The sequence below is a fragment of the Cocleimonas flava genome (assembly GCF_004339015.1).
GTDB lineage: Bacteria > Pseudomonadota > Gammaproteobacteria > Thiotrichales > Thiotrichaceae > Cocleimonas > Cocleimonas flava.
Genome location: NZ_SMFQ01000002.1, coordinates 912,467 through 929,439 on the forward strand (window position 1 = coordinate 912,467; position 16,973 = coordinate 929,439).

General features: G+C 39.1%; 16 protein-coding genes. 9 read left to right on the forward strand and 7 right to left on the reverse strand.

What is annotated here, in order from left to right; translation table 11 throughout:
• The first annotated feature begins 28 nt into the window (after positions 1 to 28).
• Positions 29 to 535 (forward strand): hypothetical protein, encoded by a 507-nt coding sequence (locus EV695_RS04235; protein WP_131904655.1) that lies wholly within the window; start codon positions 29 to 31, stop codon positions 533 to 535.
• A gap of 76 nt (positions 536 to 611) precedes the next feature.
• Here EV695_RS04235 and EV695_RS04240 read toward each other — a convergent pair whose 3' ends face one another.
• The 3 genes from EV695_RS04240 to EV695_RS04250 form a co-directional block, all read right to left on the reverse strand.
• Positions 612 to 1,376 carry a sulfite exporter TauE/SafE family protein gene (locus EV695_RS04240; RefSeq protein WP_131904656.1) on the reverse strand — a complete coding sequence of 255 codons (765 nt, stop codon included), beginning with the start codon at positions 1,374 to 1,376 and terminating at the stop codon, positions 612 to 614.
• 209 nt (positions 1,377 to 1,585) lie between these two features.
• Positions 1,586 to 2,416: a sterol desaturase family protein gene (locus EV695_RS04245; RefSeq protein ID WP_131904657.1), complete on the reverse strand. Its 831-nt coding sequence runs from the start codon at positions 2,414 to 2,416 to the stop codon at positions 1,586 to 1,588.
• Positions 2,417 to 2,549: 133 nt separating this feature from the next.
• Complete coding sequence (locus EV695_RS04250) at positions 2,550 to 3,155, reverse strand: midcut-by-XrtH protein (RefSeq protein ID WP_131904658.1); 606 nt, start codon at positions 3,153 to 3,155, stop codon at positions 2,550 to 2,552.
• A 168-nt stretch (positions 3,156 to 3,323) separates the two neighbouring features.
• Between EV695_RS04250 and EV695_RS04255 the strand changes: the two genes are divergently transcribed.
• The 4 genes from EV695_RS04255 to EV695_RS04270 all read left to right on the forward strand — a co-directional run bounded on the left by EV695_RS04255 (position 3,324) and on the right by EV695_RS04270 (position 7,323).
• On the forward strand, positions 3,324 to 4,142 hold the full coding sequence (locus EV695_RS04255) for an urea carboxylase-associated family protein (RefSeq protein ID WP_131904659.1): 819 nt from the start codon (positions 3,324 to 3,326) through the stop codon (positions 4,140 to 4,142).
• Positions 4,143 to 4,566: 424 nt separating this feature from the next.
• Entirely contained in the window at positions 4,567 to 5,415 is an 849-nt protein-coding gene (locus EV695_RS04260; RefSeq protein WP_131904660.1) for a midcut-by-XrtH protein, read from the forward strand.
• 33 nt (positions 5,416 to 5,448) lie between these two features.
• Positions 5,449 to 6,258, forward strand: a complete 810-nt coding sequence (locus EV695_RS04265; RefSeq protein ID WP_131904661.1) for a sterol desaturase family protein — start codon at positions 5,449 to 5,451, stop codon at positions 6,256 to 6,258.
• 171 nt (positions 6,259 to 6,429) lie between these two features.
• Complete coding sequence (locus EV695_RS04270) at positions 6,430 to 7,323, forward strand: recombination-associated protein RdgC (protein WP_131904662.1); 894 nt, start codon at positions 6,430 to 6,432, stop codon at positions 7,321 to 7,323.
• A 124-nt stretch (positions 7,324 to 7,447) separates the two neighbouring features.
• Here EV695_RS04270 and EV695_RS04275 read toward each other — a convergent pair whose 3' ends face one another.
• A complete protein-coding gene (locus tag EV695_RS04275) occupies positions 7,448 to 8,671 on the reverse strand; it encodes a ChaN family lipoprotein (protein ID WP_165874614.1) in 1,224 nt (407 codons plus the stop codon).
• 149 nt (positions 8,672 to 8,820) lie between these two features.
• Between EV695_RS04275 and EV695_RS04280 the strand changes: the two genes are divergently transcribed.
• The 3 genes from EV695_RS04280 (at position 8,821) to EV695_RS04290 (ending at position 12,897) form a co-directional block, all read left to right on the forward strand.
• Positions 8,821 to 10,176 (forward strand): vWA domain-containing protein, encoded by a 1,356-nt coding sequence (locus EV695_RS04280; RefSeq protein ID WP_131905060.1) that lies wholly within the window; start codon positions 8,821 to 8,823, stop codon positions 10,174 to 10,176.
• A 183-nt stretch (positions 10,177 to 10,359) separates the two neighbouring features.
• Positions 10,360 to 12,189, forward strand: coding sequence for a sensor histidine kinase (locus tag EV695_RS04285; protein ID WP_131904664.1), 1,830 nt, complete (start codon positions 10,360 to 10,362; stop codon positions 12,187 to 12,189).
• A 24-nt stretch (positions 12,190 to 12,213) separates the two neighbouring features.
• Entirely contained in the window at positions 12,214 to 12,897 is a 684-nt protein-coding gene (locus EV695_RS04290) for a response regulator transcription factor (RefSeq protein WP_131904665.1), read from the forward strand.
• A 19-nt stretch (positions 12,898 to 12,916) separates the two neighbouring features.
• On the opposite strand, the gene EV695_RS04295 is transcribed toward EV695_RS04290, so the two are convergent.
• Both EV695_RS04295 and typA read right to left on the reverse strand, forming a co-directional pair.
• Positions 12,917 to 13,501: a DUF1007 family protein gene (locus EV695_RS04295; RefSeq protein WP_131904666.1), complete on the reverse strand. Its 585-nt coding sequence runs from the start codon at positions 13,499 to 13,501 to the stop codon at positions 12,917 to 12,919.
• Between the two features lie 196 nt (positions 13,502 to 13,697).
• On the reverse strand, positions 13,698 to 15,515 hold the full coding sequence (typA, locus tag EV695_RS04300) for a translational GTPase TypA (RefSeq protein WP_131904667.1): 1,818 nt from the start codon (positions 15,513 to 15,515) through the stop codon (positions 13,698 to 13,700).
• A 329-nt stretch (positions 15,516 to 15,844) separates the two neighbouring features.
• On the opposite strand from typA, the gene EV695_RS04305 reads away from it, so the two are divergent.
• Positions 15,845 to 16,444 carry a response regulator transcription factor gene (locus EV695_RS04305; protein WP_131904668.1) on the forward strand — a complete coding sequence of 200 codons (600 nt, stop codon included), beginning with the start codon at positions 15,845 to 15,847 and terminating at the stop codon, positions 16,442 to 16,444.
• A gap of 12 nt (positions 16,445 to 16,456) precedes the next feature.
• On the opposite strand, the gene EV695_RS04310 is transcribed toward EV695_RS04305, so the two are convergent.
• Positions 16,457 to 16,786 (reverse strand): hypothetical protein, encoded by a 330-nt coding sequence (locus EV695_RS04310; RefSeq protein WP_131904669.1) that lies wholly within the window; start codon positions 16,784 to 16,786, stop codon positions 16,457 to 16,459.
• Between the last annotated feature and the right edge of the window lie 187 nt (positions 16,787 to 16,973).

The window sequence follows — 16,973 nt, forward strand, 5'->3', positions numbered from 1 at the left end:
CAATTCATAGCAAAAAGGGGAAGCTTTGATGAATACTCACACAATTAACCACAATGCACTAACTCACTTAATAGAAGCCGGAGCTGTTGCTAAAGCAAAAGCAAATGCAGAAGGTGATACCTGGACATTAACCATTACTGCTGGTGAAACAGATAAAATCGTAATGGCTAAAAACAGTGGTAAAGCACGTGTCTGGAGAAAGCTCGATACGCTCGCTAAATACCTACTGGATATCGGCTTAGGGAATTTTGAAATTAATTTATCCGATTACGACCCGACAAAGAAAAGCCTGAGACGTCCTGATAGCGCGAACACGCTGAAAAAAACCCATGAAGCGCATAAATCTTTCCAAAAACAGAAGGAAGATAAATTAGTAGAAACTACGTCCAGGCTTTCTCCATCTTTAGCGATCAAAACCCAAACACCCACTCCTGAGTTTACCAACAATACGGACAGAGCTATTCAAACGGCAAAAGAAAGGTGGGAAGAAAGACGTGCCAAAATTCTTCAGAAAGAAGATCCTAGAGCTAAATAGAACGACTTAACATTTAAGATAGTTTATAAAATTAACCAAACCCACCCCCCTACTTACAGGGAGTTTTTTAGGCTAATTACATAAACATCTTGATTACATTCGCCGTTAACATAACGGTTAGTACGATAATTAATAGACGGCGGATAAATTTATCTCCTCCTTTAATGGCAGAATGACCTCCTATCCAGCCACCTAAAGAACTTGCGGCAATCATCGGAAGAGCGATTGCCCAAATAACCTTTCCCGCCAGTAAAAATGCAACAGCCGCCCCTATATTGGTAAATAGGTTTAAGGGTTTGATGGTTGCGGTTGCTTTAAGTAAATCAAATTTCAGAATTTTTCTTACGGCAATTGCCATATAAGTTCCGGTTCCCGGGCCTAAAATTCCATCATAGAAACCAATCGGCGCAAGCGCTGCTATTGCTTTAACCGGTCGATCTTCCGGAGTGCCCAAGTGTGCTTCTGGTTTGTCTCTTAGTACAATAATCAGCGCTATCGGTATACAAATTATAATAGCCCAGGCCAAAAAGGTAGCAGAGAGTTTTAGCGCAAACATCCCACCAACATAAGAAGCCAATAGACAAGGAATCGCTGCATAAACCACTATTTTCCATTGCACTCTTTTACCTAAAGCATATTTGGCAACTGCAAGTGTAGTACCAGCAATGGCAGTCACTTTGCTCACAGCTAATGAAGAAATTGGTGGAACACCTGCGAATAATAAAGCGGGAAGGTTAAGCATTCCGCCACCGCCCGCAACAGCATCAACATAACCCGCACAAAAAGCGACAAGGCTCAAGGCTAACACCCAGTAGATACTGAGCTCAAAAATAGGATCCATACTTAAAACTGGGTTGAGATAAAGAAGCAAGAGTATAGGTTATCTATTTGAGAAAACCCTGTAACTTAAATAAAAATACTTAGCGCTCAATATTCTGCTTAAAACAGTTCTGAGTCATTGGCTAATAAACATTAAAGGATATTGACCACGAATATTACATAGAGGCTTTTCAAGTATTATAAAAAACCTCATGAAAGTAGGGGGGTGGGTTAGCTTTTTGGTTTGTAAATAAATGGTGTAATGAACAACCTGTCTAGGCGACTATCTTGATTATCGCGCAATGTTTCTAGACCAACTTCCATTGACGCAATCTCTTCATAAGGCTTTTGCGTGTACGTCCTAAAAAAATAATCAAACCACGGAATCATGTCGCTGTAATTGCTGTTGGTGAATTTTTTATCGCTGGAATGATGCATACGGTGAAAATCTGGCGTCACAATAAACAGTCTTAATACCTTATCGAGCTTTTTAGGCAACACTATATTGCTGTGGGTAAATAAACTAAATGCAGTGTGGGTTAGGTTATAAAGCGCAATAACAATAAAAGGAGCACCTAGAGATAAAATAACAGGGGTCAAAATAATGACATTAATCATCGGCTCAAAAGGATGATGCCGATGGCTTGTCGTCACATCAATTTCGGTATCTGTATGGTGTACTGCATGTATTTGCCAGAGAAATGGAACCTTGTGAAAAAGACGATGAATCCAGTAGACCAAAAACTCCATCACAAACAGCAACAGAATAAATACAGGAAGATCAGAAATTTTAAAATGTGATAGAAGCGGAGATTCCGGGACAAAACCAGATATTAACCCATACACGACAATCGAGAAAAACAAGACAAAGAAGTGATTAAATAACGCTAATCCAATATTACCCAGCCAACGATTGGTCTCGTTCTCATTCGATTTTCGCCGAGGAATAAACCCCTCAATTAAAAAGAAAAGGACCATGCCGCCAAAAATGGCAGCAAATTGAATTTCAGTAAAATGCGTCTGAAACCAGCTTTGGCTTAAATCTAATACTTGGGTTTCCATCGGTTTATGGATGCTCTGTTATATATCTATCATTCACTTGATCACATCATAATCAACGATAATAAGTATGATTGCAATTAAGATTAATGGATAAAGGAGGCTCGAAGAACTTTTACCTATCTGGTACCCAAAATTATTTTACGGGTTTTATTGCTTGCACTTCGTCAATAATAACTTCATCAACTTCTAACCTGCAATCCACATGGCAACTCATGTCATCTGAAAGCGGCAGATTTATGGCACATTCTGGTATTCCCTCGATCATTCCAGCACCAGGAAAATTCCCACAAGAGTTACCTTCAAAATTTAAAATTATGTCTTTTACTTGTTGTGTGACGCCAGAACCATTTTTAATGATAGTAAAAGCTCCTTCATTAAAAATGACATCTCCACCTGCGGGGTTATCCATCGTTTTGGTTGTACCTACAGCAGCCTGTAAATCAGAAACCGTTTTAAAACCACCAGCCGCCATTAAAACAGAAGCGCCAATAAGCGCTATGAAGAACTTACCAGCTCCATTTTTTGAATTTTTCGATACTCGGAAAGCAACTACCATTAAGAGTAAACTTAATAGGATAAGCATTGTTCCACTAAGCGTAGGAACTGCCGTTGTAGCAGTCGGCGACAATGTCACTGTACCACCAGGAACAGCAATTCCCGCAAAAGCCGCTGAAGAAGAGAAAACCATTAAGGTAAAAATCGAGATGCATTTTGCTGTTAAATTTTTAATAGCAGTCATGGTAGAAATCCTTTTGAGTGTAACAAGCTTTAAATAAAACAAAGCCAGGCAATTCACCGCAAAAACTAACACACACTCTCTATTAAAAGTATTACCCAAATATACTATTGATTAGGTCATCAACTGTATAAGATATACCCAGCCTCTTTAGCAAAAAGGAAATATCTGATGAGTAGAAAACCAATCATTTGTTATAGCGTCGATCAACTTCCACCAGTCGATACTGATTTTTATAACAAGGTCCGCACCAATATGACTAAAGTCGACGAAGTGCTAATACCACCTAGAGATGCGAAGACATTTGAAGTACCCGCTGGTCATGTGTTTAGACTCGTCAGTGTTGAAGGGCCGCAAGTTGGCGATTTAAACTTATGGAATCAACACGATTTAAGCGAACGCTTTTTCAGCGGTAAAACCCGTCAGCTACACGCCAGTCATGTGACCACAGGTGATCGTTTATGGAGTAGCTTGCCCGGTTTACGCCCACTGGCAACTATCACTCACGATACGCTGGAATGGTACGGTTGGGATGAAGATGGCGCAGGCATTCATGATGTGATTGGTACGCGCTGCGATCCATACACAAATTACATGTTAAATGGTGTAGATTATCATTATTGCTGTCATTCAAACCTAACAAGATCGTTGGTAGAAGGTAGAAATTTACCGCTTGAAGAAGCCGAGCTGCACGTACACGATGTGTTGAATGTATTCATGTGTACTGGTTTCACCAAAGATACCCATCAATATTTTATGAAAGCCAGCCCCGTAAAACCCGGCGACTTTATTGAATTTTTTGCAGAGATTGATTTACTCGGTTCAATGTCAACCTGCCCGGGTGGTGATTGTGGCAGTAGCCATTCAGATGATGATGCCGCCTGTTTTCCGCTTCTGGTAGAAATATACAAACCGGATGAAGGAGTTTTGGGAGATTGGAAGCCGGCAGAACGAAATGCTTATTCTGGGACTCATGGCTTAGAAAAGTAAAGTCACCCCCCCACTTTGAGCCGTTTTTTTAGAATGTTTTAAATTTAAGGAGTCAGCTTTCGATATATATTCACCAAAGCTGATTCTATCAATAACAGAACAAAGAAAACGAGCCCACTAAACAGTTTAACTTTGTCGTCTTGCTCCTGAGTGGGATATAACTCTTGAGAGCCATAAAAATAGTAGGATAAGTTTAAAATCATTGCGACAGCGATCATGATAATTAGCGCAAGTAATATGTTTTTTTGGTGTTTTTTCCAGAACATTCTCAATAAATACCTATGTTAATTGAAGGTGCGCTTCTTTTTTATAGTAAATCGTTTGTGCTAGACTGTATTCAGGATAATTAAACAATATAAAAATAATCACTCCATTATCTGTCTCTGATTCAGTAATTTTAACCAATACTTAAGGAAGATACAGGATGAAAAAGCGAGAAATTTTTTTTACTAAAGTTGGGTTTAGCATAGCACTTTCTTTTATTTTAACCTCAAACGTATTTGCAGGTGCACCTAACCCAATAGGTACTATGACCTATAGTATCCCAGGAGCTACAGCAGTCCCTACGTTAAGCGGCACGATGCTTATTGCACTTAGTTTATTGTTATTTGCGGTTGCTTTTAGGGTTGCCAAGCAGAAAGGCTCTGGAAAGATGTTTATTACGCTGATTGGTGTTAGTGCATTATCTATTGGTGGTAGTGGGATTAAATTGGTATCTGATGCCAAAGCTTTAATGGGAGCTTCTTTACCTTTGAATACTGGTCCTACAACAGGCGAAGTTGATTTATATTCTGGTTATAATATCTTCGAAAATACAAATTCTCAAACCGTAACAATTAAAAGTATAACAACTGATGCAGGTTATTCTTGTGGCGCATTAGCGGGAAAACCACAAGCTTTAGCATTACCTGCAGTGTCAACTTGCAGCGAATCTCTTGAAATATCAAATGGAAATATTTGTGACTTTCAATGTGATGCAATTGTTGAAGTTTCAGATATACGCCTCAAACAAAATATCAAATATCTCCGTACTCTTGAAAATGGTTTAAAGATCTATTCTTTTAAATACCTTACGAATGTGTCTAATTCTAAAGAGACACAAGTTGGTGTTATGGCCCAAGATCTTCTGAATGATTCTAGATACAAAGATGCAGTAATCAGAATGAAAGATAATCATTTCGCAGTGAATTACCGATCAATCGGTTTAAAAATGATTACTTTAGATCAATGGAAGGCCTCTCCAGATAACGTCTTTTATGAACAGAAACTTTAAACAATAGGATTTACTTATGGTTAGCTAGTGACAATGGCTGATTACATTCAAAATAATTATTACGAACTTCAATTTGCCATCATTTTTGGTGGCATGTTTGTTTTTTTTATACTTGAAGGTTTTATTCCTCGTCGAAACCCCAGTCAAAATCAAACTGGGAGATGGTTTAACAATATTGGTCTAGCTTTTTTTAATCATTTCATTGTTCTATTCTATTCAATCGGACTAGGTTTTGTTATTCAAAAGCTACACTCTGACACAACACTTGTTCGCCATTTTCAAATATCAGATATTAACATTTTCATATTTCTTGTTTTTTTGATGGAGTTCATTACCTATTGGTTACATCGTGCTTTTCATAAATTCCCATTACTTTGGAAAATCCATGCGGTTCATCATTCTGACATAGAGATAGATGTAACCACAGGTCATCGCCATCATCCACTTGAGCCTATGATTAACGGGCTTATCGCGACACCACTTATTATCTTTCTAGGTGCCCCGGTGATAGTCATTGCAATGGTTAATATTCTCCATGCCGCAATCGCACACTTTAGCCATAGCAATATTGTTTTACCAAAACGACTTGATTCTTACTTACGAAAATTTATAGCAACTCCTGATTTTCATCGTATGCATCATTCGAGTCAGAGAAAATATACTGATAGTAATTTTTGCGTCATGTTTCCCATTTTCGATTATGTTTTTGGCACAGCAACTCGTTTACCTTATAACGAATTGCCTGAAATGGAGATTGGTCTTGAGTACTTTCGAGAACCTAAAAATAATCGACTAGATCAACTACTTCTAATGCCACTATTATCTGAAAAGTCTATTAATTAACTTAGGTAAGGAAAAAAGTTGATCTTAATATATAATTAGATGTTTCCTATTTAATGATTTCTTTTGTGAAAAATTAGAGAGATTTCTATTATAGACTTGTCATTTATTGCATAATCCTCCGCCTAAAAATTACCATTTTTAAAAACAAAAAAGGGCTAACAAGGACAAATTATGTGGTTTAAAAATCTCTATCTTTACAACTTTGAAAAAGAATTTCCCTTAGATGCAGAGCAGTTACATGAAGAATTGGCGAAGAAGCCTTTTGTTCCGTGTTCTGCTACTCAACGTGAAAGTGCAGGTTGGATTCCTCCTTTAGGTAAGAACGCAACTTCATTCACGCATGGATCAAATGGCTATATTTTATTAAGCATGGCACGTCAGGAACGTATTCTTCCTGCGTCTGTGATTAAAGAAACCTTAGATGAAAAAGTAGAAGCGATTGAGCTTAAAGAAAACCGTAAAGTGAGTTCTCGTGAGAAAAAAGATTTGCGCGAAGATATCGAGCACGAATTGTTGCCAAGAGCATTCAAACGCACTCAAAAAATGGATGCCTGGATAGATCCTAAAAATGGTTGGTTAATTATAAATACGCCTTCCGGACCACGTGCTGAAGCTTTCACAAAATTATTGCGTAGCACATTGGGTACGTTACCAGTGACATTGCCAGAATCTGAAACTTCTCCAGCCGTTGCTATGACTGAATGGTTAAGCAGTTCTAAAACCCCTGAGCCTTTTGATTTAGGTTTTGAGTGTGAGTTAAAAAATCAGGGTGATGACAAAGGCAGTGCAACATTCAAACAGCATGATTTAACCTTAGATGAAGTGCAGAAAAGTTTAGAAGCGGGTAAGTATGCAGCGAAGCTTGCATTAGAGTGGGATGAAAAAATTAGCTTTGTGTTAAGTGAAGACTTACAGATCAAAAAGCTTAAATTCCTTGATGTGCTTGAAGAAGAATTAAACGATAACGACCCAGAATCACACGAAGAGCATATGGATATTCAGTTTTCCTTGATGACGGGTGAAGTTTCTTTAATGCTTAAAGATTTGATGCGTGTGCTTAACTAAATAACGTATTAAATCAGTTAAACGATAATCAAATAAGCCACCCCCCTACTTTAGGGCACTTTTTTAGTTTCCATCATAAAAAGGCTTCTAAAGTAGGGGGGTGGCTTTATTTATTTACACTAATCTATTTTTTATGAATCCTGCTGAAATCGAATGCGCCATGTTTCTTCGGCTTACCAAGCACTAAGGTTTTAATCAGCGTTTTATTATTTCTTAGTAATTTCACCATCGCTTTATCCCCCGGCTTTTTATCTAAACGCCATAAACTCACATCACTGGTTTCTTTTATTGTTTGATTGTCGATCGCGATAATGACATCTTTTGCTTGGATCCCTGCTTTTGTAGCTGCACCTTTGTCGATGACCGAATTCACGATTACACCCCGATCAGCTTCACCCATCATGATGCCGATAAGTCCTGCCGGTGGTAATTTTGCCTCTGGTGAATAAAGCAAATAATCTGCATTTTTAGAAGATGGATTCGATTGAATGCTGCTACTACTTAAAATCACCAAAGAATGTTTTTTATTATTTAGCTGTCGATCAAGACGGCTTGGAATACCTTCTCGATTTATCAGATGACCACTGCCAGTAATCACAACCATTTTTCTTTTTGGGTATTTTTTTAAATAATTAGCAGCCGCAAAAGCCATACCTTCATCCCAGGCTAATTGCGCATCATAGAAGTTATCAAACGCCTTGCTATTGTTTTTCACCCCATGGGAATGCATCGAGTACACAGTTTTTAAACGTGCCTCATAGTCTTTATTCGATCGATCGAGCGTTTTGGGTAATAAGGCGCGGTCTTTCGATGAAAGACCCTTAATGCCTACTTTTGCAACCCGCTTAGTTACTTCCTGGGGAATATTCAATGCAATTAGTGGAATTTTATTCGCTTTTGCATAATCAAAAATAGGTCTATAGAGACGGAAATCGTACTTCCAGCGTTTATACCATTCTACTTTTCTTAACATCTCGCGTTCATTAATTCGACCTGCGATATAATCATCCAGTGCAGATTGAAACGGTTGTTGAACCATCTCTAATCCAATACTTAGCCCACCCCCCCACTTATAGTGAGTTTTTTTAATCACTGCTAATTGATTAAGATGGTGTCCGTAATCGGTGTGTGATTCGCCGACAAACACGACGCGATATTGGTCTAGCTCATTCGATAATGTATCCAGCGGTTGGATTGCTTTCAGATCTAAAACACTGATCTGCTGATCATGTTCAGTTTGTGCGTCATGATTGGCAGATTTACTGTTTGATGATTTGCTCACTGAATGTTGTGAACAGGCACTTACACTCATCAAAACAAGTAGCATTAAAGGAAGTGTGTATTTCATTGTCGTAGATTTCATCCCTTCATTGTACGAGCTTTTACAAACTTTTTACAAAGTCCTTACATCGTTTTCACGTATGATTGTTCTTGTTCACTTAAAGTCATTCTTCCACAAACAAGAAATAAAGGTATGACGAGATGACAGGGAAAAACATGCAACCATTTTGGAAAAAATTATTAGGTGCCGTTGGTATCGCTTCGTTTAGCTTATTGGGAAGTACGCTGGCGATGACATCAGCCCAAGCGAAACAAGTTGAATTACGCGCAGAACTAGGCAGCCCAGTAATAGAAGCAGGCAAAAAACAAACCACGTTTTTAAAAATAGCCTTAACCGGTTTTAAACTGGATGACGAGTCAGATCGTACACCTGCGAATATTGCCATTGTGTTAGATAAATCAGGTTCAATGGGAGGAGATAAACTGCAAAGCGCAAAACAAGCTGCACGCATGGCGGTGAATCTGTTAAATGACAATGACATCATTTCAATCATCAGCTACGACTCAACCGTGAATGTACTGGTTCCGGCAACAAAGGTAAGCGATAAGAAAGCGATTCATCGTGCAATTGATAGAATGCGTTCCAACGGTAAAACAGCGTTGTTTGCAGGTGTCAGCAAAGGAGCAGCAGAAATTCGCAAGTTTTTAGATAAGGATCGTGTTAATCGCGTGATTTTATTATCCGATGGACAGGCTAATGTGGGTCCAAGCTCTCCCAGTCAACTAGGTGACTTAGGTGCGTCACTAAGCAAAGACGGCATCACAGTCACTACCATAGGTTTAGGCACAGGATACAACGAAGACCTCATGGCAAATCTGGCTGGGTATAGCGACGGTAATCACGCATTTGTTAAAGACGCAGAAGACCTGGCTAAGATTTTCAAATACGAGTTTGGTGATGTTCTATCCGTTGTTGCACAAGATGTTGAAATAAAAATTCAATGTAAAAATGGCATCAAGCCAATTCGAATTTTAGGCCGTGACGGAACGATTTTAGGTCAAACTGTGAAGACGAATATGAGTCAGCTGTATAGTGAACAGGAGAAGTTTGTATTAATCGAAGTGGAAGTGCCAGCAGGCAGAGCAAAACAACAAGTGTCTTTAGCTGACGTAAGTGTGGCTTATCAAAATATGCAGAGTAACCAACAGGATAAACTCGCTGATAATATGACCATTGCTTACAGCGCATCTCAAGCGGATGTGAGACGCGCTTTAAATCGTAGCGTTGAAGTAACTGCAACTAAGCAGGTAGCAAATGAAGCAAGTAAAGAAGCACTTCGTTTACGCGACCAAGGCCAGTTAAAAGAAGCGCAGGAAGTATTGAAAGGCAGTGCGCGAGTTATCAAACGCAAAGCAGAGCAACTTGGTGGGTCTGAAGCGGGCTTATTGAATTCGTTTAGCTCATCAATCAGTGAAGATGCGAATACGATCATGGAAGAAAAAGACTGGAACCAAAACAGAAAGTCTCTTAAAGCCAGACAATATAAATTAGATAAGCAGCAGTCTTATTAATTGGTAATTTATCGACTGGATATATATACGAGGCCCAGAAAATATGGGTCTCGTATTTTTCTATATAATGAATTTACTGATAAGCTTTGCTCCATTAATACAACTGAGAACACAACTGAGTTTCAACTAGGCTAACGTTTAGTTTAGCCTCGACTGAATAACCACAACGGAATAAATTTTTTAATGCCTCAAAGCACTAAACATAAAAAACTAATTATCATATTGATATTGATTGTAGTGCTGCCATTGCTATTACTTGCATGGCAAGGCTGGAAGATTAATCAGGATAATAAACAACTTAATAGTGCGCGTTTTGATAGTTTGGTGAGTGCCAGACTAAACCAAGTCGATACGGTGATTCAAAGCTATTTCGAAGAGATGCAAATCCAGTGGGGTTTACAAATTCAACAATGGAATCTGGGCAATGACCAGATTCGAAAACGCATCGATGATAACGGCAATATCCGCCAGATTTTTGTTATTGATGCTCAGAACAAGCGTCAATTTCCACCAACGAACGAAGCGGTCACACAAGCAGAACAAACCTTCGTCGATCGCCTCGAACTGATATGGCGCGATCCGCAAATGTTGATTACAAACCAAAGTAATCAGCTAGAACTTGGGGAGTCAAAAGGTCAGCAGATAGCCGCTAATACGAAGAAGAATTCACGCGCTTTGATAAAAATAGATTCAGCGTCTTCTTTTTCTTCGACATTTTCTAACTCAACTAAACCATCTAGTGCTCCTCAGTCTATGCAAAATGCCGATGCAATTGCACAACTTGATAAGCAGGAAAAAATTCAGGCAGAAATATCCTCCATGTCTGCACCCGTTACAAAATCAGCCTCTTATGAATCATCCAAAATAGCTAAAAGCAAAACAACACCTAGGAGCAGCACCAATAAAGCAAAACGACAAGGCTGGTATATGTGGCATTGGGGAAGCGATTCTAATTTGATTTTTTGGCAACAGAAAGACAATGGCATCATCGTTGGCGTAGAAATGGAACCCGTCCGCGTAAAAGCCGATTTAATAAGTCGTTTACCCGATACCGTTCCTGGTGATGAAAGCAGTGATTTTCGATTACGCTTACTCGATACCGCTGGACAAGTGGTTTATCAATGGGGTAATTATCAACTCACAAGTGCTAAAGATGTACCGCAGCAAAAACGTCCTTTGAGTTATCCACTTTCAAGCTGGGCGCTGGAATATCATGGCGAACCGTTTAATCAATCTGCCTTATCCCGATATACCTTGTTACTGACCTTTTTCGGTTTTGCTTTTTTGATCTCGGCGTTGGCATGGTTTTTATACCGGGAACAAACGCGTGAGATGCGTTTGGCCGAGCAACGTGTGCAATTTGTAAGTCAGGTATCTCACGAGCTTAAAACACCCCTAACAAATATCAGAATGTATGCAGAATTGTTAGAAGATCAACTGGAGCAGCAAATCTCGGAAGAACAACCTAAGCGTTATGTTCAGGTAATAACCGATGAAAGTAAGCGTTTATCCCGTCTTATTTCTAATGTGTTGAATTTCTCAAGGGCGCCCAGAGTTCACAAGCGCGAGATATATCCCGATGATATTGTTAAACAATCCATAGAACATTTTTCACCCAGTCTGGAAGCAAAGCAAATTGCTTTGGAATTAGCTTTAAATGCAGATGAAGAAATCATAAGCGACCCCGATATTTTAGAACAAGTGCTAAACAATCTATTAAGCAACGTTGAAAAATACGCTGCCAATGGAAAGCGCTTGGATATCAAAAGTGAGATTAAAGATGATGAATATCGCCTGTCTGTTAGAGATTATGGCGATGGTATTTCAAAAAGTGAACGCAAGCATATCTTCAAGCCCTTCTACCGAATCCATGACAAGCTAACTGAAGGTGTTAGTGGCACTGGTATTGGTCTAACAATTGCTCGACAACAAGCGCAACACTTGGGTGGCTCATTAGAATATATTGATGTTGACCAAGGAGCTTGCTTTGAATTACGCATACCTACGAAGTAAATAACACCTTAAGAGTCAGCTAACATGAAAATATTAATTGCAGAAGATGACCATAATATTCGACAAGGGCTGGATGACTTGTTGTCACAAGAAGGCTATGAAATTGATGCAGCGGAGAACGGTAAAATCGCTCTCGAACGCTTTAAACAACATAAACCACAATTTGTGATTCTGGATATTATGATGCCAGAAATGGATGGTTACGCTGCGTGTCGTGAGATTAGAAGTCTAGATACTGATATTCCTATTATTTTCTTAAGCGCAAAATCAGAAGAAATTGATCGGGTCATAGGATTGGAATTAGGTGCCGATGATTACATTAGCAAGCCTTTCGGAACCCGGGAAGTTGTCGCTAGAATACGAGCGATTACCCGTCGTTATCTAAAAACGAATAACACCCCGAGTGAGCAAACAAGTTTCAGTTTTGGTGATTTAGAAGTCTATCCGAGTGAATTAAGGGCTAAAAAAGATGATAGCTTCATAGACTTAAGTTTACGCGAGATAAAAGTACTTCAAACGCTGTCAAATCATCAAGGTGAAGTGGTTACCCGTGATCAATTGTTCAATGAATGCTGGGGCTATGATCATATGCCGAATAGCAGAACGCTGGATCAGCATATTTCTAAATTACGTAAGTTGATTGAAACAAACCCTACAGAACCCGTTTTAATCAAAACGGTGCATGGTATGGGTTATCGTTACGAGTAAGGTAAAACGTTAACGCAAATCAGGAACAGATAATGGTCACGATCTGAGGAAACTCACCTTCTTTAAAACTGGGTTTTTCTTCAAGGCTCGTTTTACATTTTTCTTTCAGGCCAAAGCCTAGGCTTACATCAGCAGGATTTTCATAATACAAAATCGCTGTTGCAGTTGGGTCCGAATAATCGAATGTTAATTTTTTCACACTGCCAAGCGCTGGTGGCGAGGTAAACGGCAAAGTAAAACTAATTTGTAGATTTGTTTCTTTGTCGTATTTAACTTCTTCTAGTTTAAAATTTTGCGCTTTTCCGATGCTTAACGTTTTGTCTTCTAATTTAATTTTAGTGAAAAACTTAAAGCGCTCAAGATTGTTATTGATTGATTTACCGAGCTTTGTCAGATCGGGCTCATCTTTCAACATATCGCCACTAACTATCGGGTCGTAAACCCAAACCATGCCTACGCCACTAATCTGGCCATCAGTATTCGCTTGAAGCTCACTTTTCAGCTGAACCTCGTAATGCATTCCGTGCGAAAAAGCTGGCTGGCTGGAAAATACAAAAAGAACAAATAAGAAGGTTAAAAATGAAGAGGATAGGATCTTAAACATAGACGAAAGCCCAAAAGGTTAGATCATAGAATGAATACAAATTTACACAAATAGTATTTTTGTAAATGGATATTGTTAATACGAAAACCCCACTTAAAGGCAATAAAAAAGGCCTGTAAGTGGGGAGGTGTATATTCTTTCAATATTTAATCTTTCGTATTCTATTTAGTCAAACATGAAAGATTTGACGAAACATTTACTTTGAAGAACGAGTCGCCGCTTTACGCAAACTTTCGTTAAGAATTTTCTTACGAATACGAATGCTATCTGGTGTGATTTCTACAAGCTCATCATCATCAACAAACTCTAACGCTTGCTCAAGTGTGAATTTAATCGGCTTAACCAGAATCAAGTTTTCATCAGTTCCTGCAGCACGGATATTGTTTAACTGTTTTGCCTTAAGAGGGTTAACAACCAAATCGTTATCGCGACTGTGAATACCCACTACCTGACCTTCGTAAACTTCTTGTGCGTGATCGATAAACATCTTACCGCGTTCTTGAAGGTTGAAGATAGCAAATGCTAGTGCTTTACCTGTAGCGTTAGAAACCAATACACCACTACTACGCTGACCAATCTCTTCTTTGATGAATGGGCCGTAATGATCAAATGAGTGATACATCAAACCTGTTCCAGAAGTCAACGTCATGAATTCAGTCTGGAAACCAATCAAGCCACGTGATGGAATTACATATTCAAGACGAATACGTCCTTTACCATCAGTTTCCATGTTTTGAAGAGCGCCTTTACGTTCGCCCATCTTTTCCATGATGCTACCCTGATGATTCTCTTCGATATCGATCGTCAAGTTCTCATAAGGTTCTTCACGGCTGTCACCTTCACCACGTACAACTACTTCTGGACGAGATACAGCAACTTCGAAGCCTTCACGACGCATATTTTCAATCAATATACCAAGGTGTAATTCACCACGACCCGATACTCTGAACTTATCAATGTCGTCACCTGGCTCAACACGCAAAGCAACGTTGTGTAAAAGCTCTTCATCTAGACGTTCTTGAATGTTTCTTGATGTTACGTATTTACCTTCTTTACCAGCGAACGGTGAATTGTTTACCTGGAAAGTCATGCTTACTGTTGGCTCATCAACCGTCATTGCAGGAAGAGCGACTACGTTATCAGGATCACATAACGTGTCTGAAATGTGTAATTTATCCATACCTGTAAACGCGATGATGTCACCAGCTTGTGCGTGATCTACATCGATACGATCAAGTCCGTGGAAACCCATTGGCTGAAGGATACGACCGTTACGAATCTTGCCTTCTGCATCAATAACTTTAACAGCAGAGTTCTTTTTGATCTTACCCTGTTTGATACGACCAATACCGATCAAACCTGTGTAAGAGTTATAATCTAACTGACTTACCTGCATCTGGAATGGTGCATCTGGGTCTACATCTGGATGGTTTACGCTATCTACGATAGTTTGAAATAGCGGTGTCATGTCGCCACTATCAACCGTATCTTCCATGCCTGCATAGCCATTGATTGCTGATGCATAAACTACTGGGAAGTCTAACTGCTCGTCAGTTGCACCAAGCTTATCGAATAGTTCGAAAGTTTGGTCAAGTGCCCAATCAGGACGTGCACCCGGACGGTCAATTTTATTAATAACAACAATCGGCTTGAAGCCCATTGCGAAAGCTTTTGATGTTACAAAGCGTGTTTGTGGCATTGGGCCATCAACAGCATCAACAAGTAGTAATACCGAATCAACCATCGACAATACACGTTCAACCTCACCACCAAAGTCGGCATGACCCGGTGTGTCTACGATGTTGATGCGGTAATCATTCCATTTGATAGCCGTATTTTTTGCAAGGATAGTAATACCACGTTCTTGTTCAATGGCATTCGAGTCCATCATACGTTCAGAGACATTAGCGCGATCACCAAGGGTGCCAGACTGCTCCAACATTTTATCTACCAAAGTAGTTTTACCATGATCTACGTGGGCAATAATGGCAATATTTCTTAAATTTTCAATCACGACAAAAGTCTCTATTTATATAAGGAGGGTTAATTTCATTCACTATTAACCGAGGCGCGCGATTATACAAGGTGTTATGCATTAATAATACCCCTTATTCATCACTATATTTGGAACTACGCTCAGTTAATATAACAAATTATTACAGATAGATTTTTAATTTGTGACTTTTGTCACATAACTTTGATCATCCGCTATGTATATTACTTTCAAGACAGTTTAGATAAACAACAAAAAATCGGGCCAAAAACTGCAAAAAGGAGAGTTGTGGAGTTTAATTAGATCAAATAAAAGCATGGGGGTGCTTAAGGAAGATCGAGGGAGCGCAGATGAAAATCTTAATAATAGATGATCAGATTCTTTTTGCTGAAGGACTAAAGAATCTTATAGAAAGTTATGATGAATCAAACCAGGTAGAATGTGTAGATAATGTAGACAACGGTTACACCTATATTGAAGATAAGGGTAAACCAGACTTAATATTGCTCGACATAAACATCGATGGAGTCAGAGGTTTTCGACTCTTTGAATATTTAAATAGGCTGGATAGTAAAATTCCAGTATTAATTATATCGGCCAATGATTCTCCAACCATTGCAACAATGGCTATGGAAAAAGGTGCATTAGGCTTTATTTCTAAATGCAGTCAAATTGAAGTGATGTTGGAAGCAGTCCAAAAATTGCTAAGTGGCGAATCCTACTTATGTAAGCCTTTGTCTGAAAATACAGAGATACATGGTCAGGTAACCACGAGACAACAAGAGGTGCTTTACCTACTGTCCCAGGGATTACTGAATAAGCAGATTGCCAGTGAGTTAAATATCTCAGCCAATACCGTAAAGGCTCACTTACATGATTTGTTTAAGCACTTAAAAGTATCCAACCGGACAGCAGCGGTGAAAAGTGCGCAACGATACGGCCTGATATAAACTGAGTTTTATTCACCTATCCGAAAACGGTGAAGTCTCGAAATTACGCAACAGCTTAACCAGTTTAAGCTGTTGCTGATGTTCTGTAATTTGTGAACTTGTTTTGGCGTTTTGCCTTAACATGGCGAATAGTGATCCGGCAAAATAACCGATAACAAAGATGCCACACCACCAGAACGATGGCACTAAAAGTGAGACAATTAAAGCGCCAATAAAACAAATAGCAAAATACTTACGCCATGTCTGTGAGCGTTTGTTTTGTATCTCTTCCCACTCTTGTTTGAAATCATTGAGTGTTTCCTCTAGCTTAGCAACTTCCGTGTGATCTACATCAATGTTCATACCTTGATTCCAAAATAAGTGTAGGTATACTGTCGGCCTTATAGTACCGCTTGTCAGAGAGGGTTATGATTGAAAAAATCGTTCATAATCTCTTAATCAAGCAAAGCGTATATTGGGCACAAGTCTCGAATAATAATAACTAAGTGGTACTTATAAATACTGCGGGGTAGTTTAGGTAGGGTATTGG